We start from the raw sequence: 23,481 nt of genomic DNA, 5'->3' as shown, positions 1-23,481 counted from the left end.
TCATAGTCATTTTTCTTCTCTTTCTTTCATACAGTATGAATGATGGAAAGGGGGAGTAGAATGAAGATCATTGTTCGTTCAGGTGACTCATTATGGTACTATAGCCAACTGTTTATGGTTCCGTTAAATTTAATTATTGATTCTAATCCGAATATAAATCCATCTGCTCTGCAAATAGGGCAGGAAGTTCAAATCCCTGGCTTTTCGATAGAACGTTATTCAGTCAAAAGAGGGGATACATTTTGGAAATTAAGTGCAGGACGGCATCTTTCTGCAGATGCATTATTATTGCTGAATCAAAATATCAATCCAAATCAGCTCGTTATTGGATCAGTAATTAATTTGCCTAAAAGAATGATCGCTCCGTCGCTCAATCGGCGCATGAATTATACATTTGAATCCCTGCAGACGGATTTGACTTCCCTAAAAGGAGTTTTTCCTTTTATACAAATAAACACAATCGGAAATAGTGTTCTTGGGAAACCTATACAAGAAATAAAAATAGGAACTGGTCCTAAGAAAGTGCAAATCAATGCATCCTTCCATGCAAATGAATGGATTACAACGCCCATTTTAATGGCTTTAGTTAACAATTATTTGCTTGCACTCACTAATATGCGCCCGATCAGAGGATTAGATGTGCTGCCATATTATCAGAATGTCAGCTTATCCATTGTACCGATGGTTAATCCAGATGGTGTTAACCTAGTGTTGAAAGGACCTCCTGCCCAGATGAGAGATCAGGTTCTGCAGATTAACAATGGCAGTACAGATTTCTCAGGCTGGAAAGCGAATATCCGTGGGGTAGACTTAAATAATCAATATCCAGCTAAATGGGAAGTAGAGAAGGAACGCAAAGAAGAAAAAACGCCTGCTCCAAGAGACTTTCCGGGAACTGCACCATTAACAGAGCCTGAGGCTGTAGCGATGGCAGAGTTTGCCCGTGAAAATCAATTTGACAGAATGCTTGCTTTTCATACACAAGGAGAAGAATTTTATTGGGGATATGAAGGGCTTGAACCTCCAGAATCTCAAGTCATTGCAGATGAATTTGAACGAGTCAGCGGATATACATCCGTACAGTATATTGACAGCTTTGCAGGGTATAAAGATTGGTTTGTTCAAGAGTTTCGCAAGCCAGGATTTACAATTGAGTTAGGAAAAGGCATTAATCCGCTGCCATTGTCCCAGTTTGATGAAATATATGAAGAAGTGCTGGGAATCTTTCTAGCTTCATTATATATGTAATTTACGCTTGTATTTTAGGGAGGAAGAAAAGTATAATAGCTTGAAGTCCTTATTACTCTAGTCCAGTTAAGCAAATAAACAAGGGTACACGGACACAAAAAACTATAATCGCTGTTAGTACAAAAAGCCGATTTCGGCTTTTTGTTGTTTTTTTAAAATATTTTTGAAATAATTGAAACATTTTTAACATATTTACGTACAAATAAATAGCGGATTAAAGGGGGAAAGAAGATGAGCGGTAATCAGAGGCAAAAGGCGAGAGGTTTTGTAACAGCTACATATCTGTGTAAGGGCTTTTTTCTGATTCTGGCTTTTTCTCTTCTTCTTTTGGCAGGCTGTCAAAAAGACGATGACAGCGAACTTGAAAAAGATGGCGATGCAGCGCCGGAAAATTCAGTAGAATCTAAGAAAGAATTGGTTCCTATAGAGGTGAACGACGGACAATTTTCAGGAATTAGCGGTTGGCTATCGAATGAAAAAGTTGTTTATACCGTATCAAAAGGCAACACCGCTGATATCTATGAATATAACCTCTATTCAGGTGAGAAATCATTATTGTACACATCAGAACTGCCCATTGTAGATGTTTTAATCAGTCCGGATGAAAAGAACCTTTTTATACACACATCCGTTTCTACGTATGAAGGACTGCTGACTGTTATTGATCTGCAAGGTAAGGTCCTGAATTCGCAATCTTTAACTGCTGCTGAGCTAACCTATACATGGAATCCTTATGATTCGAATCTGATTCTCATTTCTGCTTTTTCAGAGGATTGGACTTTCACTCCTTATTTAATGAATATCGAAGAAGAAAGCTTAAGTGAATTGACTTTAAATGAACCTTTTGTGCATTGGCTTAATAGTGAAGAGGTAGTATATCTTGACTGGAGTTCAGAAAACCCAGCTCTTTTTGCACCCTTAGTTAAGCATTCAATTTTTATTGATCAAAATGAAACGATTCTTGATCACATTTTTCAAGTAAAGGGATTTGATCAAGGAGTTATGACGATATCTGCTGAAAATGGTAAAATGGACGAAGCGGTCTATACGTTTATGACAGAACAATTTGAAGTATTATCCTCCTTTTCTGTCCCGCAATTAACGAACTATTCAGATTGGCTAATTCCATACTCTGACTTCATCGGGAATGAATCTTTCCTCTCTTTCCAGCCTTTACATAGCTCTGAGGCAGATTTATATCAGGACGGATTTCAGCTAATCAACACAAAATTGAGCAGCGGAGAAAAGGAAATCCTGCTCGAAAACGCAGAAAATGAGCCGCTCAGCTGTTCACCTGATGGCAAAGCTTGTTTGTATGGTTATTATTTTGAGAAGCTGATCCACCTGGAGAGCGGTGAGATTATCTCTTTAATGAAAGAGGAAATTTTATAAGAAGGGGACGTAATAAAATGGCAATAGTTGATGTAACAGTCATTCCAATTGGAACGAAAACACCAAGTGTAAGCAAGTATGTAGCAGAAATACAAAAAATCCTTGCTTCCTATCAGGAAGCCGGGAAAATTCATTTCCAGCTGACGCCGATGAATACCATTATTGAAGGGGAACTTCCAGTATTGTTTGAAGTCATTCAAAAAATCCATGAAGCTCCTTTTCAGCATAATATTGAACGGGTTGCTACTAATATTCGAATTGATGATCGCCGTGATATTCAAAGGAAGATGGAGGATAAGGTAAAGAGAGTTCAGTCTTTATTGGAAGAATAAAAAGAAGAGGGTTGCCATCGTGGCAATCCTCTTCTTTTTAATGTCTTAGTGTACAGCAGGATACCCGCTATTGATTAAAGTCATAACCGCGAACCAGCCAAAAACAGCTAGTGTTCCTCCGCCAAAGACAATTCCAAGTAAATTTTTGTTTTTTAGTGCACTAATTGTTCCAAATAGTGCCAGCAGTGCTGTTAAAGCAAAAATAATTACAAGTCCCATTCAGTTAGCCTCCTTTATGTTTTTGCAGCAGGCGAAAGCCTTGTACAGTTCTACTATGTACTCTTTTTGTGCCATAGCTAAACGTTTATAATTCCTTCAATGTATTCCAGTGAAGAAAGCTTAAATTAAACGTTTACAAAACGGCAATGGATGACTGCATTTTTTAAGAAGTATTTACCTTACTATCATTTTGCATTCGTTATTATTTTATAAGTTTTTCGAGAATTTGTCGAGGTCTAAAAATGACACTTATTTGTCTTTAGGGCAATGCATTATGTCACTTTGAGAAGGATTTTAAAGTTTTAATGGCATATATGGCTAATGAGGAGCGCTTATATCTGCATGCTTCTCTTTAACATCTTGTATGATCTAGTGTAAAATGAAGGGAACAAACGGACTAGATGGAGGTAGAGAACATGAAATGGCATTGTATTCCTTTAGGTGCTTTACAGACAAATTGCTATGTTTTGGCTATAGACAATCAAAACTGTTTAATTGTAGATCCAGGCGGAGATGCTGAAAGGCTAATCAGCACTGTAAATGAAAAAAAATATCAGCCACAGGCGATTTTACTGACACATGCCCATTTTGATCATATCGGTGCTCTCGATGAGGTGCGTGAATACTTTGATATCCCTGTCTATATACATGAACAAGAGGCAGGATGGCTCTTTGATCCATCTCTAAATGGCTCACAATTTTTTCAAATTGGCACATTGATACGAATGAAGCCAGCAGATCATATCCTTACAGAAGAAAAACATATGCAAATTGGTGACTTTAAGTTCCAGTTACTTGAGACACCTGGACATTCACCTGGCAGTGTGACTTTTTATTTTCCAGAATCATCAATTGCTGTTTCTGGGGATGCGCTTTTTCAAGGAAGTATTGGAAGAACAGATTTGCCGGGCGGCAACCATGCACAACTGATAAAAAGTATTCATGATAAGCTTTTGGGACTGCCGGAAGAAACAATCGTACTATCAGGACATGGACCTGCAACGACTATTGGACAAGAAATGGATTCTAATCCATTTTTAAACGGATTTTAATCGAGGTTAGCTTACTGCAAATAAAAAAACGATGAGATCATCATCGTTTTTTTATTTGTGCTTTTTGGATTAAAGAAGCTAGAACAAAAGCAATAACGCACGGTAACCATCGAAGTTATTAGTGCAGTTTGCCGGTTCAATTGCTGCGCACTAAGTCAATCTGATTAGTGGCCGCCTGAACCCGGGATCATCATAAATGTTGACCAGTACGTAAACCCAACGAAAAACACTGTTAAATAAGCTCCAAATACATAGATATACATACGTTCGGAAAGCTTTAAATAGCTTAGAAGCAGGAAAAATCCTGTTTGACCGAAAAAGATTAAGGACGTAGTATACATATCGCCTACATAGAACATTATCGCGAATATGCCAGTCCAGAATCCCAGTACTCTGTACATACGATCCATATGTATCCCTCCTTTAAAACGCATACAATTGCATACGATCTTATTATAAGGTAAATGTTAGATAAAAGTAAATAACATGTTATCAGTTTGTCAAGACCGTCTGGTAGGAGCAAAAATCACAGCCTTTAAGGATATTGGATTTTTCAGTTAGCTCCACATCCGGAAAGACAGATGAAAACATTCCATTTAAGAATTCATAATGCATGTGACAGACGGACTCTGGATGTGCTGCAGCAATTTCCTTGAACGGACAATTGTAAATTTGAAAATAAACAGATGTTCCATCTTCATTGACTTCAAATTCAGGGTGAAAGCCAGATAGCGTTGCTGCGTTTTTAATCAAGTTCAGCTTTTGATCAAAACTGGAAATAGCCATATTACTGTGCGGACGCTGATTTTCCTGATCCATTAAGCGCTGGCCAAACTTTTTGCCTGTCGCATATAAGGCAGCTTTGCCTGCTTCTCCAAGTGACATTAGGGTTTCAAGTGCAATCTCTGAAAGGAGCTGGTAATCTCTGAAAGGAAACTGAAGCTGAATAACTTCATCAGAAAGGCGATATAGCCGGCTAGGGCGTCCGCCTTTTCCGGTTTTCTTTGTTTCAGAAATAATCATATTTACATCTTCGAGCTTTGATAAATGCAGTCTTGCAACGTTTGGATGAATGGAAAAATTGTCGGCAATCTCCTGCACCGTCACATCACGATGTTTTTCAGAGATATATTGGTATATATAATAGCGGGTTGGATCAGATAATACATTCGTGATCTTTAATGTTTGTTCCACTAGAATTCACCTCAGACTGAGTATTTATTCCATTATAATACAGCCATTTGAAGTAAACACTGTTTTCACCATAAGTTTAGAAAATGTTCACATCTTCACGTTTTTTGAAGAATGTTGAAAAAAACTCAAGAAAAAAGAAGGGAAAGGCAGGAAACTGTCGAAATTTAATATCATCCTAAATAAGAAGGTGGTGTACAACAGCGGTGAGCAATATTGAAAGGCTCGCAGAAAGTATTATCCGTGATGCTGTCCAAAAACAGGCGACAGATATTCATATTCTTCCCCGCAAAAACGATACATTGATTCAGTTTCGCTTAGCCAGCAAACTTGTCCCCAGAATTCAATTGCCAAGAGAGGATTGTGACCGTCTCATCTCTCACTTTAAATTCACTGCATCCATGGATATCGGTGAAAAGAGACGTCCGCAAAATGGAGCCAGCTCTTACACGATGAATGGTTATCAGATTGGCTTGCGCTTTTCCAGTCTACCTTCCCGGTTTTCAGAAAGTCTTGTTATCCGCATCCTTCCCGCACATCAGAATATCCCTTACTATCACATTTCATTATTCCCTGAGACGACAAGAAAAATGCTGGCACTATTAAAACATGCTCATGGACTGATTATTTTAACAGGTCCTACAGGCAGCGGCAAAACAACAACCTTATACTCACTCCTCAACGAAACCTCACATATCTACAATCGAAATGTAATCACATTAGAAGACCCAATTGAAAAAGAAAATGATCAGGTTATGCAGGTGCAGGTAAATGAAAAAGCAGGAGTTTCTTATGCCACCGGTTTAAAGGCCATTTTGCGCCATGATCCGGATATTATTATGGTTGGAGAAATTAGGGATGCTGAAACTGCTCAAATAGCGGTGCGAGCTTCGTTGACAGGACATTTAGTATTAACAACGATGCACACAAGAGATGCACAGGGAGCGATTGTAAGACTGCAGGAGTTTGGTGTGAGTTTACTGGAAATTCAGCAAACACTGATTGCTGTTACAGCTCAGCGGCTAGTGGAGCTGACTTGCCCTTATTGCGGGGGAGAGTGTTCTCCTTATTGCTTGAGTTATGGACAGTTAAAACGTGCTACTATTTTTGAACTTTTAACAGGGAAAGCGCTGCATAGTGTCATCAATCATATGAATGATGGAGGAACATTAGTTGAATATCGGACATTGAAGGATTATATCCGCAAAGGAATTGCCCTTGGATATGTAAAGGGATCGGAATATGAACGGTGGGTGATGGATGATGCAAAAGAATAAATGGAGCCTTCAGGAGCAGGGGCTGCTATTAAAATGGATTGGTGACCTTCTGAAAAGAGGTTATCCATTATCCGAGGCGATTGAGTCAGTCATTCTGCACCTGCCGCATCACAAAAGGCCGGCAATGGAGCTATGCTTATCAGAATTGCGTGAAGGCTATTCCTTATATAATGCCTTCTCAAAACTTAAATTTAATGAAGATGTCATTGGGTATGTTTATTTTGCAGAGCAGCATGGCGGATTGGCAGATGCATTTAAAGATGGAAGTGAGATGATTTTAAAGCGGGATGAAAATTGGCAAAAACTTAAGAAGCTGCTTATGTATCCCATTTTTTTGATATTGGTTACGATTGTACTGTTTTTGTTTGTTATACAAATCCTGCTTCCTAAGTTTTCATCCTTGTTTCTGTCATTGGATTTGGAGGCTAATTTCTTCACAAACATAGTGTATGGCTTCGGTAACTTATTTCCTATTATGCTGATTGTGACCTTCCTTCTAGTCATTGTGCTCCTATGTTATTATTCCTTTCGCTTTAAACGTTTAACGTTTTTAAAGCAAAAGACAATGATCTCATCCATTCCAGTCTTCGGGATATTTTTAAAACTATTCTATTCACATTATTTTTCGGTACAGCTTCATTATTTGCTGCAGGCAGGATTGTCTGTATTTGAGGCTCTGCAGCTATTCGAAAAGAATGAAAAGCAGCCACTTTATCAGGAACTGGGTTGTGAATTGCAGAGCGGCTTATTAAGAGGGGAAGCGCTTGAAATGTTAATTCAAAAGTATTTTATTTTTGACTTTGAGCTTTCCCGAATCATTGCACATGGACAGAAAAACGGAAAGCTGGCAGAGGAGCTTGCTTTTTTTGGCGAGCATTGTATGGAGAGATTGGAAGAAAAGGTGGAAAAGACGATTAAAACGATACAGCCGATCATTTATTCTTTTATTGGCTTTCTGCTTGTTTCTATGTATTTGGCGGTTTTATTACCTATGTTTCATTTAATGGAGGGATTTTAATGTTAAAAAATCAGCGTGGTTTTACTCTGATTGAAATGATGATTGTTCTGCTGGTGATATCTGTATTATTAATTATCACAGTACCAAATGTAACACAGCATAATTCAAAAATTAATTCTAAAGGCTGTGATGCTTTTGTTCAGATGGTGCAGGCTCAAGTCCAAGCATACGAAATGGATGAAAAGGAATTGCCGGCAACGATTCAAGAGCTTGCTGATAAAGAATACTTAAATGAAAATCAGCTAAAGTGCCAAAATGGTGATGAAATAGTCATTTCCGCTGATGGAGTAGTATCATCTGAATCGCCCTCATCATGAAACTTCATACTGAGTCTGGTTTCACTTTAATAGAATCATTAATTGTATTCTCTATTGTATTAATCATCTTAACAGCTTCAGTTGTAAAAATCAGTCCAATGACATACACACTTTTAGAGAAGCAGTTCTTTTCTCAGCTGAAATCTGATCTCCTCTTCGCTCAAAGCTACGCTATTTCTCACCAAAAGCAAATCCGCGTGTTTATTCAGCCTGAAAACCATATGTATTACGTAATAGAAAACAGTGAAGAAATTCTATTTAGCAGACAGTATTCCAAAGATATTTCCATTCAAGAAGGGAGCATGGACTTGTATTTTTCCTTTTTGTCAGATGGGAATGTCAATCAATTTGGCCAGTTTTATATTTTCTTCAACGAAAAGAGCTTTAAGATGACCTTTTTAATCGGGAGAGGACGATTTTATGTTGCGGAAATGTGATGGCTTTATTCTAACAGATTTATTTTTGTCCCTCTCAGCTCTTTTTCTTATTGGTGCGTTATTGATGCCGTTATTAACAAAAATTTATGAGTCACAGCAAAATGTTCAAAGCCATCATATAGCGGTCAAGCTATTATATGAAAGCTTGATGGAAAGTGAGGCTGCAATGATGTCTCCCCGTTCGGAAACCTTTTTGAAAGATGGTGTAGTATACAGCCTAATTTTAAATAAGGGGGAGGTGTGTGTGTCCTATGAAAGGAACGGAGAAGCTGCTGGGCAAGTATGTGAATCAATCCATCAATGAAAAAGGATTTACAATGGTTGATGCTCTATACGGTTTTACTATTTTTCTGCTTATTATGAGCTTAATTCCCCTAACCATGAATCATATTATTCAAAGTTCCGAGACAGATAAGATCATTGCCAAAATGGAGTGGAATATCTTTGTTCAGCAGCTGAAAAAAGAAGTGCGCTTATCAGAAGGAATTGAGATTGCAAACGGAAAATTGATTGTAAGAAAGAATCAGCAGCAAATCAGCTATGAAAAATACGGAAGTAATATTAGAAGGCGGGTTAATGGAACTGGACACGAAATTGTACTGCAAAATGTGGGAGATGTAATATACGAAGAACAGAGAAAAAGTATGGAAATTAGAATGATAGATACAAGGGATGAAACACATACCACTTTAATAACACCTTTTATTAATGGAGCATCCCAATGATCAGAGAAGAGAACGGGTTTACGTATCCTCTTACGTTAGCATTATTGCTGTTAGTGTCGTTTCTGCTTACTCTGCATTTGGAGTTATATTTAAATGAAAAACGGATCATTGTTGAAGAAAATGCACTTTTGCAGCAGGAATATTATTATTTTCGTACTTTCCATCATGTGGAGGAATTATTGCAGACGAAGAATCACAACATGAATGGTGTTCTTGCTTTTAATCATGGACGAGTTGCCTATCATACAGAACAGATGAACAATAATCAGCTCAGAATAATATATGAACTGAATTTGGAGGATGAATATCAGCTTACAGCTTATAGCTATTATGATCAGGATACAAAGCAGATGACAAGATGGATTGAGCGAAATTAGCCACTATTTCCCGGGAAAGATGGTTTAGCTGTTTAGAAAAATTAGACGTGGACATACTTGTTACTATATGGGGAACAATTTGCACTATTTATTTCTGCAAAGCAGGTGACAAAATGAAGTCCAATGACTATGTGAAGTTTATGACAGAAACCTTCGTTAAATATATGGATCAGCCAAAAGATGAACGAAAGAAAAATCGTCAGCAGAAGAAGGTTGAAAAAGAACCCTTTTTATTTCGCTGGTTTGGTGTCATTCCGTATGTGTTTTATTATGGATTGAAAACGAAACGGAAAAATTAGTATTAAAAATAGAATTTCATATAAAAGCAAGAATGCCATAAACAGCATTCTTGCTTTTTCTTATGATACTGCATGATCTGTTAAATAAAACAATCCTCCATTGACCATTGATATCGAAATCTTTGGTTCATATTGCTCCTGCAGTGCCTTTTTTTCAATTTCATAGCTGTCAGCTTTTTCTTCCTCATCCTCATAAAAATGCTCGAGCAGATCAAGGTCCTTGTTCCACCGTTCTCTCGCTTCATCTGCCCATGTATGGTCTTCTTGCAGAATACTGTTCTGTAAGAAACCCGCTACTCTTGTCATCCCGCTTTTTGGCATAATAATGGGCGAAAGAGTGAAAGAATAGTCAGGGATTTTAGGTGTTAAGTTCATTGTTAGCAGCCTATCATGAAAGTTTTCAATCATTTGGCCATTAATAAGCTGCAGTCCAATGGATTTGAAGATATCTTTTTTACGGTCACATTGATACGAAATACGGACGTTCATCCCAAGCCATGGACGCAGCGGTATTTGGGTCCCATTTTGATGATGATGGTTTTCATATAGGCGGATATAGCCAGCTAAGCTTCTGGCTGATTGGAAAATTTGATGCAAGCGAGGCGAGCCAAAATGGATGACCTCGCCTTGCATATTTTCAGGTGCCAGCATTTTATTTGTGATTAATGTTAGCTGCATAGGATTTGGTATTCCGCCTGTTTTCTCAAGATAATGCCAATAAAACGGCCTGTTCATTAATTCTTTATCAAGCTCAATCGTCAGCTGTACTCGTAAAAAACCAGGACCCTGCTCAATAATGTCGCATTCATTGGCCTGAAAGTACTTAACGAGGAAACGATGTATTTCATGTTGCTGCATGTATATTCCCTTCCTTCATATCTTCTGCGAATTGAATCATGCTTGTGAGATTATCCATTTTAATCTTCATCTCGCCTTCAGAAGAAGATTTTCCAAAGATATCAAGCAAATGATCTTCAATATTACCAAACTCAAGTTTCGTCAGGATATCGTCCAGTTCACCAACCACCTTCTCAAATAGGTGTATCTTTTCGTGAAGAAGCTTTAGAATATGTTCCTCAACCGTATCTTTAATGGCAAAGTTATAGATCATAACATCTTTTTCCTGACCAAGGCGATGAACACGGCCGATCCGCTGCTCAAGACGCATTGGATTCCAAGGAAGATCAAAGTTGATCATATGATTACAGAATTGAAGGTTAATTCCTTCTCCGCCGGCTTCTGTTGCAATAAGAACTTGCGCATGTTTTTGAAAAAGCTCTCTCATCCAGTCTTTTTTGCCTCGTTTAAAGCCGCCTCTAAAGGGTACAGATGTAATTCCATGCTGCTTGAGATACCATTGCAGGTAAAGCTGTGTTGAGCGATATTCGGTAAAAATAATGACTTTGTCGTCAATTTTTTGAATTAATTCAAGTGCTTTTTCTGCTTTCGAATTTTTATCAACCGCTTCCACCATGGAAACCAGTCTTTGTATGCTGCCTTGAAACTGAGCAGATGGATTTTCTTGTTTGGTCAGCATGTTTCTGAGGGTGTAGTAGACTGCTTCTCTGCTGCTGCATGCCTCACGCTGCAACGTCATGATAGAGAACTGGCTGGATGACATTGTTTCATCTGAGCGAATAGCCGACACAGCATCATATAGGGCTCTTTCTTTTTCCGAAAACTCTATGGGTATTGTTTCCACATGCCTTTTTGTCCATTCAATGCCTGTATCTGCTCTGCGGTTTCGGATCATGACTTTATTGACGAGTTCCTTCAAATGATCATGGTCGTCCAGCGAACGTGCGTCCTTCTTATACTTCTCATAAAACGCGGCTTCATTGCCTAAATGTCCTGGTTTCAAGAGTGAAACAAGATTAAAAATCTCGCTGATTCTATTTTGAATAGGTGTTGCTGTCAGCAGTAAACAAAATTTCTTCTTTAAGCCCTGTACAAATTCATAGTTCTTTGTTTTATTGTTTTTCAGTTTATGAGCTTCATCGATAATAATGAGATCATAATCAAGATTATTAATAATATCCCGGTGGGGGTTTCGTTTAGCTGTATCAATCGAGGAAACAACGACATCACATTGCTCCCAAACATAGCTTTTTTTCTGGGCAATGGCAGGAATGAAAAATTTACTGTTCAACTCGATTGCCCATTGAGATACAAGGGAAGCTGGGACTAGGATCAATACTTTTTTCACAAGCCCGCGAATCATATATTCTTTTAGTATTAAACCTGCTTCAATCGTTTTGCCTAAACCGACCTCATCAGCAAGAATTGCTTTGCCATTCATATTTTCTACAACCTGCTTGGCGACTTCCAGCTGATGGGGAAGCGGCGTTAAATTCGGAAGATGCTCAGGTGCCTGCAAGCCCTCAAATTCCGGAATGGTTGTATGATTTTCTACCTCAATTGCTAGTTTGTAAAGTTCCCAATTCCCCCAGGGTCCATCAGAATCAATTCTCTTAAAAAATTCTTCTTGCCAAGATGTATCAAACTCAATTTGCACAGACATAAAAATTATTCTCTCCTTTCAGATGAAGCAAAGATGAAGAACATAGATATATGAGAGTTTATTCGCGAATATTTATTTGTTTTATCATTTAAATGTTCGTGTTTTACTATTAATATTTGTTATGATATCTATAAATATGAATAAATTTAAGAGATTACGGATGATTTTCTTAATTTCTCCTGATAAAATTGTTGCTCAATTTACATGGAGGTGTTAGGATGTAAATAGCTTTGAAAGTTTTGAAATTTGTCACATTATGAAAAATGGCTGACATCTTTTTTTATGAAATCATGATTGATTCCATCAACTTTAAAGTGACCAGTATGAAATTTAGAATGCTAATGCAAGCGTTATTTCATACGAGACATTTTTGCTTATCTATCAGTATGACCATCTTGGAAAATTTTTATAATGCGAATGACAGCAAGGGGAGAGACTGCTATTTAAGCAGCGCCGAAGGAGCAAGCATCCACATGTGAATCTCTCAGGCAAAAGAACTCTTGCTTGACGCATCTCTGGAGAGAGTCCATAAAAGGGCCACCCAAGAGGACAGCCATACATATGGTTAAACTTTCAGGTGAAAGGACAGAGGTCTTCTCAAATTATATGAGGGGATTTTCTGTCCTTTTTTGATGAATTTAGCTGTTCCTGAATTTTCTGAGTTTTCACTTTCAAATTAGAGGAGGACAAGTAAATGTCACAATTAAAGCGCACACCTTTGTTTGATGTATATAAGGAATATGGTGCGAAAACAATTGATTTTGGAGGCTGGGATCTTCCTGTCCAGTTTTCCAGCATTAAAGAAGAGCATGAAGCAGTAAGAACAAAAGCTGGACTATTCGATGTATCCCATATGGGAGAAATTGAAGTGAAAGGACCAGACAGCCTAAGCTATCTTCAAAAAATGATGACAAATGATGTTTCGCGTCTAAAAACGGATGGTGCCTTATATACAGCCATGTGCTATGAAAACGGCGGAACAGTTGACGATTTACTTGTTTATAAATTAAAAGAGGAACACTATTTGCTGGTAGTTAATGCAGCAAATATTGATAAAGATTACGATTGGCTGAAACAGCATGAAGAAGGAAATGTAGAGGTTATTAACTTATCAGAGCAATACGCACAGCTGGCACTGCAGGGACCGCTTGCAGAAACAGTCCTGCAAAAGCTGACAAGCGATGATTTATCCGCGATCGGATTTTTTAAATTTCAGGAAAATGTCGATGTAAATGGTAAACAAGCGCTTGTTTCACGCACAGGCTACACAGGTGAAGATGGATTTGAAATATATTGCAAAACAGAAGATGCAGCTGCTATGTGGAAAGATATTTTAGAGGCTGGTAAAGAAGATGGTGTTTTGCCATGCGGACTAGGCTGCCGGGATACTTTGCGTTTTGAAGCCAATCTTGCACTTTACGGGCAAGAGCTTTCCGCAGATATTTCACCGCTTGAGGCAGGCATCGGTTTTGCTGTTAAACTAAATAAAGAAGCTGACTTTATTGGAAAAGCAGCTCTAAAAAGTCAAAAAGAAAACGGCATCCCGCGCAAGCTTGTTGGAATTGAAATGATTGAGCGGGGAATTCCCCGCCATGGCTACCCTGTTTACAAAGGCGATGAAAAAATCGGCGAAGTAACAACGGGTACACAATCACCTACATTAAAGAAAAATATCGGCTTAGCCTTATTACAGACAGAACATGCTGTTGTAAATGAAGAAGTAGAAGTGGAAATTCGCGGAAAGCGTGTAAAAGCACAGGTTGCCGCTACACCTTTTTATAAAAGAGAGAAGAAATAATAGGGGGCCAAACACATGAAACATCGCTACTTACCGATGACAGAGTCAGATAAAAATGCCATGCTCGAAGCAATCGGCGTTCATTCAGTAGATGAGTTATTCAGTGATATACCAGAAAGAGTTCGTTTTAAAGGTGAATACAATATTAAACCTGCAAAACCGGAAACAGCTTTAATGAAGGAACTGACATTACTGGCACAAAAAAACGCTGATCTTAAAACACATTCGAGTTTCCTTGGTGCAGGAGTTTACGATCATTATATGCCTGTCATCGTTGACCATGTATTGTCTCGATCTGAATTTTATACAGCTTACACACCTTATCAGCCTGAAATTTCACAAGGTGAACTGCAGGCGATCTTTGAATTTCAAACGATGATTTGTGAGTTAACAGGTATGGATGTAGCGAACTCTTCTATGTATGACGGCGGAACAGCTTTAGCAGAGGCTGCCATGCTTTCAACAGGGCAAACTCGCCGCAAAAAGGTGCTCGTTTCAAGTGCTGTGCATCCAGAATCCAAGGAAGTTGTTAAATCATATGCAAAAGGCCAGTATGTTGAAGTAATTGAAATTCCTCATAAAGATGGTGTGACAGATCTTGAAGCATTAAGCAATCTGATGAATGATGAAATTGCAGCTGTTGTCGTGCAGTATCCGAACTTCTTTGGCCGAATTGAGCCGATGCAGGAGCTTGAGCAGATCATTCATGAACACAAAGCAATGTTTGTTGTATCCAGCAACCCTCTTGCGCTTGGTGCACTAAAGCCGCCTGGTGCCTTTGGAGCAGATATTGTAGCAGGAGATGCACAAGTATTTGGCATTCCTACTGCATTCGGGGGACCACACTGCGGATATTTTGCAGTCAGCAGCAAATTAATGCGTAAAGTACCTGGTCGTTTAGTTGGGCAGACAGTGGATGAGGAAGGCCGCCGCGGCTTTGTTTTAACATTGCAGGCACGTGAGCAGCATATCCGCCGCGATAAAGCTACATCTAATATTTGCTCTAATCAGGCATTAAATGCACTGGCAGCTTCAGTAGCCATGACTGCACTTGGCAAAAAGGGCATTAAAGAGATGGCTGCCGCGAACATGCAAAAGGCCTTTTATGCTAGAAATCAATTCAAAAAAGCTGGATTTGAGATTGCTTTCGAAGGACCTTCCTTTAATGAATTTGTGGTAAAGCTAAATAAACCTGTTAAAGAAGCGAATGTTGAGCTATTGAAAAAAGGAATAATCGGCGGATATGATCTGCACCGAGATTATTCAGAGATGGCTAATCATATGCTGGTTGCAGTGACAGAATTAAGAACAAAAGAAGAAATCGATACTTTTGTACAAGAATTGGGGGATTATCATGCATAAGGAAGATCAGCCGCTTATTTTTGAACTAACAAAGCCAGGACGTATTGGCTACAGCTTGCCGGAAATGGATATACCTGAGGTTGATATGAGCGAAATGCTGCCGGAAGAATACGTGCGCGTGGAAGAAGCCGATCTTCCGGAAGTTTCGGAGCTTGATATCATGCGCCACTATACGGCCTTATCAAAGCGGAATCATGGTGTAGATTCAGGCTTTTATCCTCTAGGTTCTTGCACAATGAAATACAATCCGAAAATCAATGAAAATGTTGCGCGCTTTAATGGCTTTGCACATGTTCATCCGCTCCAGGATGAAAGCTCTGTTCAAGGTGCAATGGAATTAATGTACGACCTGCAGGAGCACTTAAAGGAAATTACAGGGATGGATGAAGTAACACTTCAGCCTGCTGCCGGAGCACATGGCGAATGGACTGGCTTAATGATGATCCGTGCTTACCATGAAGCAAATGGCGATACAAACCGCACAAAAGTGATCGTGCCAGACTCAGCACACGGAACAAACCCTGCTTCTGCAACCGTTGCTGGCTTTGAGACAGTTACAGTTAAATCGAATGAACATGGATTAGTGGATTTGGAAGATTTAAAGCGTGTAGTGGGAGATGACACAGCGGCACTTATGCTGACGAATCCGAATACCCTTGGATTGTTTGAAGAAAATATTCTTGAAATGGCTGAAATCATTCATGGTGCCGGCGGGAAGCTTTACTATGATGGAGCCAATTTAAATGCCGTTTTATCTAAAGCTCGTCCTGGAGATATGGGCTTCGATGTCGTTCACCTTAATCTTCATAAAACATTTACAGGCCCGCACGGCGGCGGCGGTCCAGGATCTGGCCCAGTTGGTGTTAAAGCAGATCTGATTCCTTATTTGCCAAAGCCTGTTCTTGTGAAAAAAGATGATGTATTTACATTTGATTATGACAGACCGGATTCTATTGGCCGTGTAAAACCTTACTATGGAAACTTTGGCATTAACGTACGTGCCTATACGTACATCCGCACAATGGGCCCAGATGGATTAAAGGCTGTTACGGAATATGCAGTATTAAATGCAAACTATATGATGAGAAGATTGTCTTCTGCTTATGATCTGCCATTTGACAGACATTGCAAGCATGAGTTCGTTTTAAGCGGAAAAAGACAGAAAAAGCTTGGAGTACGTACACTTGATATTGCCAAACGCCTGCTTGATTTTGGCTATCATCCGCCAACCATATACTTCCCGCTTAATGTCGAGGAGTGCATCATGATCGAACCGACAGAAACAGAATCAAAAGAAACGCTCGACAGTTTTATTGATGCAATGCTGCAAATTGCGCGAGAAGCAGAGGAGAATCCGGAAATTGTGCAGGAAGCTCCTCATACAACGGTTATTGGCCGCCTGGATGAAACGCTTGCAGCCAGAAAACCAGTATTGAAGTATGTAAAACAATAATAATAAAGAGGGATGCTGCATCATGCTGCATCCCTCTACTTCTTAATGAACAATTATCTATAAGCACTTTCGCATGTATTTGCCTGCGGCTCGTAATAACAATGCTGTTTATACTGCCCGGCAAATGGCTGGCCATACCATGTTGGAGGACATGGCGCATAAGGATTAAAATACCAAAGAGCATATTTTGAAGGATGCTGCCGCCAATTTTTCACTACTCTGCGTGCCAATTCTCTTTCAACCTCTCTTGCGGGGTTATAAAATAAATTGCCTTTTTGTACTGCTTCAAAAGAATAATTGCCGCCTTGAACTTGAAAAATGACATCCCTTATCGTTCTTACATCCCTAAAATCTAAACAATCAGCTGCAGCTCGATTGACAATAACATTTCCAACCATCAGCATTCCAAGCTGTCCTTCACCCTCAGCTTCTGCTCTCATCATTCTTGCAATTAAATCAATGTCTTTGCTGGTATACCTCACTCTTGTCACGGTGATCACCTCTAAAAATATTGTATGAAAAAACCGTTCATACATGTTAGCTTTTCGTAATTTTTCTTTGCTGAAATCCTTATGTAACAAGCTGTTTGTTGAATTTGAATATAAAAAAGCCCTGCAGAGGTTAGATTCAGCAGGGCTTTACAGGATAGAAGAGAACTGTATCAATTCTTACTAAAAACGATTAACTTACTGGTTCCTTCGTTTTAATTTTCCAAACTGGTTTTTGTTTTTGGGGCAGCTTTCCAAATAAGAAGTTTGCAAAAGGAACATATGAATGAACAAACAAGATGATTAAGTAACACAAAATAACGGTAATGGCATATTGTAATGGAATCATGATATGAAAAGATAGGCCCGTTCCCCTAGTTGGGAGAAAATTCATTACTTGATATAACACAAGTGGATGAAGCAGGTAAAAACCAAATGAATATGATGCTACATTTTTAAATCTTTTTGTCGTGGTCTCACTAAATGCTGTACTGAATCGTTCTGACATGTAAAAGAAAAAGAAGCTTCCTCCAACATAAAAACCCATAACAAGTAATTTATAGACACTATCAGGAATGGCAATCTGTTCAATGAACGAATTTTGGTAACGAATGTATATGACTGATATGCTACATGCTAAAAATAGAACCGCGAAGGTCCACATTTTCTTATTTGTCACTTTAGCCTTTATTTCGTCATAATGAAGACCAATCCAGCCCCCAAGTAAAAATGCACCCAACGAATTAACAAAACGGAAATTATCCCAGCCATAATTCATCCTCATCATAAAGAAAAAGAATTCGAGAATAATCCCAATGAGCCAAAGGTATTTTTTTAGCAGATGAGATCTTTTCACAATCATGATCATAAAGGGAAGCAGTAAATAAAATTGAACGACTAAATAAATAAAATGCAGTTGATACTTGCTGCCCCCGGTTAAAATATTCTCCCATATATTATTAATACCAAAAACCCTTGTGCCCAAATATATTTGCTCCATCTCGTAAATAAGGGACCAAATGATATATGGCACCAATATAAAGACGACACGTTTCTTCCCATACTTATAAAGTTCCTGTGGGGTAAATGATTTGTTTCTATAAATATAGAAAAAAACAATCCCAACCAGCATAATAAAAATTCCAACTTCAACACGAACAAAGTTATTCATAAAATGATAAAACTGATGCTGGATCGAATCTACTGTAAATAAGTGCCGATATTGAGCAGTAGTGTGAACAAATACCACAAAAAGCATAGCGAATACTCTTAGATAGTACACGGATAAAATCTCTTTCTTCATAACCATGCCCCTTTTTATATAGTTTGTTAGTTATAAGTAAGCATACCCATTAATTTAAAGTATTAGTATACTACTAGTCTGGCTATAAATGCTATTATTTGAAAAGGAAATGATATCCAACCTGAATTTTAACAGTAAAAGCTTAGGGCACAGGGAATAGTATAATACAGCTGCTCGCCAATCCATAATTACAGTGGCGGTCAAAAGATGAATGAAGGATTACAGCCAAAATTGTTGAAATTACTAAATATGTTAATTTATAAAAAATAGAGGTGGCAAATGCTCATTTCCGAATTAGATGCTGAAAAGCTGACAGATTTTCAAATGTCCAAATTGTTATTTTCGGGTATTGAAGATGATCAGAAAAATGGAGATTGTATATTTGTAGCAGGCAGCAGCAAGGCAATTCAGTATCGTCTGCCAAAAGCTGTTGACTTATATCGTGCCGGCCGGGCGAATAAATTACTTTTTGCAGGAGGAGTAAAGTGGAATGGAAACAGTGATTCAGAAGCAGTAATGCTAAAAAAAGAAGCCATTAAATTAGGGATACCAGAAAAAGATATTTTAGTAGAAGACGTGTCCGTACATACATTAGAGAATGTTCTTGCCTCACTTCTTTTATTAAATAGAGAATTTCATCTGTATAAAATGAAGCGGCTGCTGGTTGTCACAGCTTCTTGGCATATGAGACGGCTGCATCTAACGTTAAAAACGTATATGCCTAGCTGGATCGAATACACCCTGTGCTTTGCTGAAGATCAGAATACAAGGGAAGATAACTGGTTCCTTAGTGATATTGGCAGACAGCGTGTGAAGAGCGAATGTATAAAGATTATTCAATATGTAAAACAAGGGGCGTTGTGTGATCAGGAGATCGATATGTGAACTGTACTGATCAACACAAATGAAGAGTTGAGCTTGTATATCTACTTAAAACTTGCCTAATATCATAAAGTGACTTTAGACTAACTATGTATACCGCTAATAAAATATGAAAAAACACAAAGACTGCATTCAATCAGAAGAGGAGGGTACTTATGTTTAAAAAAATATTAAAGCAGATTACAAAGATGTCCCGTGACAGCAGTGACCGCAGACGCCATTATCGCCGCTCCAGCAGCAGTGACCGGAAATACTTTGGCCGGGGAAGCAGCAGCAGCCGTGGCTACAAACGCAATCCGCTGGGCGGAAGCAAATATTATAAACGGAAAGGCAGAAGCAGCAGTTAATCGGGAGGCGTCTGTGCTTCTAATGCTAATTGAAGATCGGCAGAGATTTCAGCAATGTTTCCGTATGGGTCCTGAATTTGCAAAAGCCTCTTCAACAAGAGAGTTGTTTCCGATTTTATTGAAAGTTCTTCTGTCCATGGAAGAGCTTTTTTTGTTTAGATGTGTAAGTGGTATAAAGTAAATATAATAGGATTTCTCCTAAATCATAATAATCCTGCAGTTTCATTTCCAGCATGTCATCGTGATTTTTGGGTGACTGTGCTAATCCTAAATCGATTAAATAATACTCCTCTTTGTTGTGAATGATATTGGGGATCCGTATATCTTGATGGTAAATGTTTTTTTCATGAAGATAGTTTATGAAATGAAGCAGATGATTAAGAACCAGCAGGGATTCTTTTTCATTGAAGGTCATTTTTTTCCTAAATATGAGATCCTCTAAATTATCTCCTTCAATTAAGTTCATAACGTAAAACAGAGAGCCATTACTTGCAAACGTATCATAAACCTTTGGGATATAAGGATGGTCGAGACGGCCTAAAATAGAAACCTCATTTTTAAATAGTTCTACTTCCTTTTTGTTCTGATATTTACTTGGACGCAGCTGTTTAACCACTTTTTTCTCGTGTGTTAATCGGTCATTGCATAAGTACACAAGTCCATAACTGCCTGCACCTATTATATTCAATATTTCATAGTGCTGGTTTAGCACGGTTCCTTTGTGAATTGGTTTATCGGTAAAAAATTGATGGATTTTTCGAATAAAACGCACAATAGTATCCCCTTTAGGATTGTTTTCGGTTCTTGTTCAGAAGAGGAAATTACAATATCACTGTTTTAAAAAATAAATGCAAAAGAGGCTCCTTCACAGAAAAGGCAGCCTCTTGCTGTTTTATACTTTCAAAAAATAAAATTCCTGACAAACAAAATTTCAAATATGAAGTATAAGTGCAATATGCACGAGTTTATTTTTTCTTAACCTTGCCGCTCCATTTTTTGAAACCGCCCTGCAGATGACTAAGGTTTTTGTAGCCTTTTCTGTTTAAAAGTTGAGCCGCTCTGCCGCTTCTCATGCCGCTTTGGCAATATAAATAAACAGGCTTGTCAGGACGCAGTTCCTGAAGTCTCGTTTTAAGCTGTGATAATGGGATGTTTCTTGCACCGAGAATATGTCCAGCTTCGTATTCGTTTGGCTCGCGGACATCAATCAGCTGTGCCTTGCGGTAGCCTTCCCGGAATTCTTCCTCTGTAAGTGTTTTAACGATTCTCTTCTGAATTAGCCAGTTAACGACAGAATAAACAACAATCGCACCAAGCATAATCAAAAAGAAATAAAGGATATCCAATGTGTCTTTCTCCTTTCACACATATGATAAGACAAGTATAATTATATAAGGCATCACTATATGAGTAAAGAAAAACAGATAAATTTTTATCTGAAACTCAATTGCTTTTTTTCTAAATGGAAGTTTGCTAAACTTTGGTTTGACAGCAAGTAAATAACAATTCGTAAAAGAGGGTTTAAAATGGCAAAGGAAGTATGGCGGTTTATCGATTCAGGAAATCATTCAGCAGCATTTAATATGGCGCTTGATGAAGCGCTTCTTGATTGGAACAGCGAAGGGAAAATCCCGCCGGTTATCCGTTTTTATGGCTGGGAACCAGCGACTTTATCGATTGGTTATTTTCAAAAAGTCGAGAAGGAAATAAATATGGACATGGTCAAACAGCATGGGCTTGGTTTTGTGCGTCGCCCAACTGGTGGCAGAGGTGTCTTGCACGAGCATGAACTTACATATAGTGTTATTGTTTCAGAGGAACATCCTGATATGCCAAAAACAGTTACAGAAGCTTACCGTGTTATTTCAGAAGGAATTTTAAAAGGATTCCACAATCTTGGGATGGATGCTTATTTTGCCGTTCCAAAAACAGAAGCAGACCGCGAATCATTAAAAAACCCCCGTTCTGCTGTATGTTTTGATGCACCAAGCTGGTATGAGCTAGTTGTAGAAGGACGTAAGGTAGCTGGAAGTGCACAAACGAGACAGAAAGGGGTCATCCTCCAGCATGGCTCGATTTTGCTTGACCTTGATGAAGATAAACTCTTTAGCTTATTTAAATATCCCAATGAGCGCGTAAAAGAAAGAATGCAAAAAGCATTCAAAAGCAAAGCAGTAGCAATCAATGAAATTGCTAAAGAGAACGTAACCATTGAAATGGCGAAAAAAGCATTCAAAGCAGGTTTTGAGGAAGGCCTGGATATTGAACTTGAGCCTTATGAGCTAACAGAAGAAGAATTGGCATACGTCCACAAAATTGCAAAAGAACGATATGAAAGCGATGAGTGGAACTTTAAAAGATAATATAGCAACCGAGAGAGGCTGGAGGATCATGTTCCAGCCTCTCTTTTTCTTTAGGATTTCCTCACTTAAGCCACTGAACCAATTTATATTTTTAATTTAAATATCACTCTAATGCTGATTAAATAAAATCGTACTATTTTCCATGACCTCTGCTTAAAGATGTAATAGGCGAGTTCTGCGCAGGGGGTGGCAAACATGTTTATTGATGGCGTGTTTTCAGGGGGAGGCATTAAAGGTTTTGCGTTAGTTGGTGCTTATGAGGTAGTGGAGAAGCGGGGCTTCCGTTTTAAAAGGGTAGCTGGAACAAGTGCCGGCTCAATCGTGGCGGCTTTAATTGCAGCTCAATATACAAGTGATGAAATCGCTGAATTAATGAAGGAACTGGATGTTAAGACATTTATGGATGATCGGAAGGCACTTATTCCGTTTGCGGTGACAAAGTGGATTTTTTTGTATTGGAGATTGGGGCTTTACAAAGGAGCAGAGCTTGAAAAGTGGATGGCAGAAAAGTTGGCAATCAGAGGAATTAAGACGTTCTCTGACTTGCCGCCACAGGCTCTTCGGGTGGTTGCGTCTGATTTAACGAACGGCAGACTTGTTGTTTTGCCAGATGATCTCCCGAATTATGGGATCGATCCAGGGTCATTTTCTGTTGCAAAAGCAATCCGAATGAGCTGCAGTCTTCCTTATTTTTTTGAACCTGTTAAATTGCATGCCCAGAATCAAACAAGTCTGATGGTAGATGGCGGTGTATTAAGCAATTTTCCAATGTGGCTTTTTGATAAAGAAAATGTTAAGAAAGTGCGGCCGGTACTTGGCGTTAAGTTAAGCCATAATTTAAATGAGCGTGAGCCTAAGAAAATTAATAATGCTTTTAAGTTGTATGAAGCATTGTTTGAAACGATGAAGGATGCACATGATGCTCGTTATATCTCCAGGAAACATGCGCAAAATATTATTTTTATACCGACAGATGGCGTACTGGCAACGGAATTCGAATTGACAGAGGAAAGAAGAAATGATCTGCTTGAACTGGGTAGACAGTGTGCTCAGCAGTTTTTTTCAAAGTGGAGTTATTAA

The 23,481-nt window shown here is 38.6% G+C and carries 27 protein-coding genes and 1 riboswitch; of the genes, 18 read left to right on the top strand and 9 right to left on the bottom strand.

Annotated elements, in window-relative coordinates; all coding sequences use genetic code 11:
* The first annotated feature begins 60 nt into the window (after positions 1-60).
* The 3 genes from J1899_RS15075 (at position 61) to J1899_RS15065 (ending at position 2,972) form a co-directional block, all read left to right on the top strand.
* A complete protein-coding gene (locus J1899_RS15075; RefSeq protein ID WP_214474984.1) occupies positions 61-1,248 on the top strand; it encodes a M14 family metallopeptidase in 1,188 nt (395 codons plus the stop codon).
* Positions 1,249-1,479: 231 nt separating this feature from the next.
* On the top strand, positions 1,480-2,640 hold the full coding sequence (locus tag J1899_RS15070; protein ID WP_214474982.1) for a YqgU-like beta propeller domain-containing protein: 1,161 nt from the start codon (positions 1,480-1,482) through the stop codon (positions 2,638-2,640).
* Positions 2,641-2,657: 17 nt separating this feature from the next.
* Positions 2,658-2,972, top strand: coding sequence for an MTH1187 family thiamine-binding protein (locus J1899_RS15065; protein WP_066443655.1), 315 nt, complete (start codon positions 2,658-2,660; stop codon positions 2,970-2,972).
* A 45-nt stretch (positions 2,973-3,017) separates the two neighbouring features.
* On the opposite strand, the gene J1899_RS15060 is transcribed toward J1899_RS15065, so the two are convergent.
* Complete coding sequence (locus J1899_RS15060) at positions 3,018-3,191, bottom strand: DUF2759 domain-containing protein (protein ID WP_066443657.1); 174 nt, start codon at positions 3,189-3,191, stop codon at positions 3,018-3,020.
* Between the two features lie 416 nt (positions 3,192-3,607).
* On the opposite strand from J1899_RS15060, the gene J1899_RS15055 reads away from it, so the two are divergent.
* Positions 3,608-4,243 (top strand): MBL fold metallo-hydrolase, encoded by a 636-nt coding sequence (locus J1899_RS15055; protein ID WP_214474980.1) that lies wholly within the window; start codon positions 3,608-3,610, stop codon positions 4,241-4,243.
* Positions 4,244-4,407: 164 nt separating this feature from the next.
* On the opposite strand, the gene J1899_RS15050 is transcribed toward J1899_RS15055, so the two are convergent.
* Entirely contained in the window at positions 4,408-4,653 is a 246-nt protein-coding gene (locus J1899_RS15050; RefSeq protein WP_066443663.1) for a DUF2626 domain-containing protein, read from the bottom strand.
* 82 nt (positions 4,654-4,735) lie between these two features.
* Complete coding sequence (locus tag J1899_RS15045; protein WP_214474977.1) at positions 4,736-5,437, bottom strand: helix-turn-helix transcriptional regulator; 702 nt, start codon at positions 5,435-5,437, stop codon at positions 4,736-4,738.
* 203 nt (positions 5,438-5,640) lie between these two features.
* On the opposite strand from J1899_RS15045, the gene comGA reads away from it, so the two are divergent.
* The 7 genes from comGA (at position 5,641) to J1899_RS15010 (ending at position 9,884) form a co-directional block, all read left to right on the top strand.
* The gene (comGA, locus tag J1899_RS15040; RefSeq protein WP_214474975.1) at positions 5,641-6,711 is read left to right on the top strand and encodes a competence type IV pilus ATPase ComGA; all 1,071 of its coding nucleotides are present in this window, start codon (positions 5,641-5,643) and stop codon (positions 6,709-6,711) included.
* Positions 6,695-7,729, top strand: coding sequence for a competence type IV pilus assembly protein ComGB (gene comGB, locus J1899_RS15035; protein ID WP_343216722.1), 1,035 nt, complete (start codon positions 6,695-6,697; stop codon positions 7,727-7,729). Before comGA ends, comGB begins: the two co-directional genes overlap by 17 nt.
* Complete coding sequence (gene comGC / locus J1899_RS15030; RefSeq protein WP_066443675.1) at positions 7,729-8,046, top strand: competence type IV pilus major pilin ComGC; 318 nt, start codon at positions 7,729-7,731, stop codon at positions 8,044-8,046. The genes comGB and comGC overlap by 1 nt, the downstream gene beginning before the upstream one ends.
* Positions 8,043-8,483 (top strand): competence type IV pilus minor pilin ComGD, encoded by a 441-nt coding sequence (gene comGD, locus J1899_RS15025; RefSeq protein WP_214474973.1) that lies wholly within the window; start codon positions 8,043-8,045, stop codon positions 8,481-8,483. The genes comGC and comGD overlap by 4 nt, the downstream gene beginning before the upstream one ends.
* 251 nt (positions 8,484-8,734) lie before the next feature.
* Positions 8,735-9,208, top strand: a complete 474-nt coding sequence (gene comGF, locus J1899_RS15020; protein ID WP_082851648.1) for a competence type IV pilus minor pilin ComGF — start codon at positions 8,735-8,737, stop codon at positions 9,206-9,208.
* The gene (gene comGG / locus J1899_RS15015; protein ID WP_066443683.1) at positions 9,205-9,585 is read left to right on the top strand and encodes a competence type IV pilus minor pilin ComGG; all 381 of its coding nucleotides are present in this window, start codon (positions 9,205-9,207) and stop codon (positions 9,583-9,585) included. The genes comGF and comGG overlap by 4 nt, the downstream gene beginning before the upstream one ends.
* Positions 9,586-9,698: 113 nt before the next feature.
* Positions 9,699-9,884: a YqzE family protein gene (locus J1899_RS15010; protein WP_066443687.1), complete on the top strand. Its 186-nt coding sequence runs from the start codon at positions 9,699-9,701 to the stop codon at positions 9,882-9,884.
* Positions 9,885-9,944: 60 nt separating this feature from the next.
* Here the strand turns inward: J1899_RS15010 and J1899_RS15005 are convergent, their stop codons facing one another.
* The gene (locus J1899_RS15005; RefSeq protein WP_214474969.1) at positions 9,945-10,742 is read right to left on the bottom strand and encodes a YqhG family protein; all 798 of its coding nucleotides are present in this window, start codon (positions 10,740-10,742) and stop codon (positions 9,945-9,947) included.
* Entirely contained in the window at positions 10,729-12,405 is a 1,677-nt protein-coding gene (locus J1899_RS15000; RefSeq protein WP_214474967.1) for a DEAD/DEAH box helicase, read from the bottom strand. The genes J1899_RS15005 and J1899_RS15000 overlap by 14 nt, the downstream gene beginning before the upstream one ends.
* 417 nt (positions 12,406-12,822) lie before the next feature.
* Positions 12,823-12,915, top strand: a riboswitch (glycine riboswitch).
* A 184-nt stretch (positions 12,916-13,099) separates the two neighbouring features.
* Between J1899_RS15000 and gcvT the strand changes: the two genes are divergently transcribed.
* The 3 genes from gcvT to gcvPB are packed head-to-tail and all read left to right on the top strand — an operon-like array spanning position 13,100 to position 17,018.
* On the top strand, positions 13,100-14,203 hold the full coding sequence (gene gcvT / locus J1899_RS14995; protein ID WP_214474965.1) for a glycine cleavage system aminomethyltransferase GcvT: 1,104 nt from the start codon (positions 13,100-13,102) through the stop codon (positions 14,201-14,203).
* A 15-nt stretch (positions 14,204-14,218) separates the two neighbouring features.
* Positions 14,219-15,565, top strand: a complete 1,347-nt coding sequence (gene gcvPA / locus J1899_RS14990; protein ID WP_214474963.1) for an aminomethyl-transferring glycine dehydrogenase subunit GcvPA — start codon at positions 14,219-14,221, stop codon at positions 15,563-15,565.
* On the top strand, positions 15,558-17,018 hold the full coding sequence (gcvPB, locus tag J1899_RS14985) for an aminomethyl-transferring glycine dehydrogenase subunit GcvPB (RefSeq protein ID WP_214474961.1): 1,461 nt from the start codon (positions 15,558-15,560) through the stop codon (positions 17,016-17,018). The genes gcvPA and gcvPB overlap by 8 nt, the downstream gene beginning before the upstream one ends.
* Positions 17,019-17,071: 53 nt before the next feature.
* On the opposite strand, the gene J1899_RS14980 is transcribed toward gcvPB, so the two are convergent.
* Together J1899_RS14980 and J1899_RS14975 are read right to left on the bottom strand one after the other, a co-directional pair.
* Complete coding sequence (locus tag J1899_RS14980) at positions 17,072-17,509, bottom strand: cell wall hydrolase (protein ID WP_066443711.1); 438 nt, start codon at positions 17,507-17,509, stop codon at positions 17,072-17,074.
* Between the two features lie 190 nt (positions 17,510-17,699).
* Complete coding sequence (locus J1899_RS14975; protein WP_214474957.1) at positions 17,700-18,809, bottom strand: acyltransferase; 1,110 nt, start codon at positions 18,807-18,809, stop codon at positions 17,700-17,702.
* Positions 18,810-19,088: 279 nt separating this feature from the next.
* On the opposite strand from J1899_RS14975, the gene J1899_RS14970 reads away from it, so the two are divergent.
* Positions 19,089-19,694 carry a YdcF family protein gene (locus tag J1899_RS14970; protein WP_214474955.1) on the top strand — a complete coding sequence of 202 codons (606 nt, stop codon included), beginning with the start codon at positions 19,089-19,091 and terminating at the stop codon, positions 19,692-19,694.
* Positions 19,695-19,846: 152 nt separating this feature from the next.
* Positions 19,847-20,038: a hypothetical protein gene (locus J1899_RS14965; protein WP_214474953.1), complete on the top strand. Its 192-nt coding sequence runs from the start codon at positions 19,847-19,849 to the stop codon at positions 20,036-20,038.
* A 115-nt stretch (positions 20,039-20,153) separates the two neighbouring features.
* Here J1899_RS14965 and J1899_RS14960 read toward each other — a convergent pair whose 3' ends face one another.
* Complete coding sequence (locus tag J1899_RS14960) at positions 20,154-20,810, bottom strand: serine/threonine protein kinase (RefSeq protein ID WP_246586495.1); 657 nt, start codon at positions 20,808-20,810, stop codon at positions 20,154-20,156.
* A 193-nt stretch (positions 20,811-21,003) separates the two neighbouring features.
* Positions 21,004-21,384: a rhodanese-like domain-containing protein gene (locus tag J1899_RS14955; protein ID WP_214474951.1), complete on the bottom strand. Its 381-nt coding sequence runs from the start codon at positions 21,382-21,384 to the stop codon at positions 21,004-21,006.
* Positions 21,385-21,564: 180 nt separating this feature from the next.
* On the opposite strand from J1899_RS14955, the gene J1899_RS14950 reads away from it, so the two are divergent.
* Complete coding sequence (locus J1899_RS14950; RefSeq protein ID WP_066443723.1) at positions 21,565-22,401, top strand: lipoate--protein ligase family protein; 837 nt, start codon at positions 21,565-21,567, stop codon at positions 22,399-22,401.
* A gap of 195 nt (positions 22,402-22,596) precedes the next feature.
* Positions 22,597-23,481, top strand: coding sequence for a patatin-like phospholipase family protein (locus J1899_RS14945; protein WP_214474949.1), 885 nt, complete (start codon positions 22,597-22,599; stop codon positions 23,479-23,481).

The sequence above is a fragment of the Cytobacillus gottheilii genome (assembly GCF_018582665.1).
Classification (GTDB): domain Bacteria; phylum Bacillota; class Bacilli; order Bacillales; family Cytobacillaceae; genus Cytobacillus; species Cytobacillus gottheilii.
Note: the sequence above shows the minus strand (reverse complement) of the source record. Positions and strands in the feature narration are given on the sequence as shown.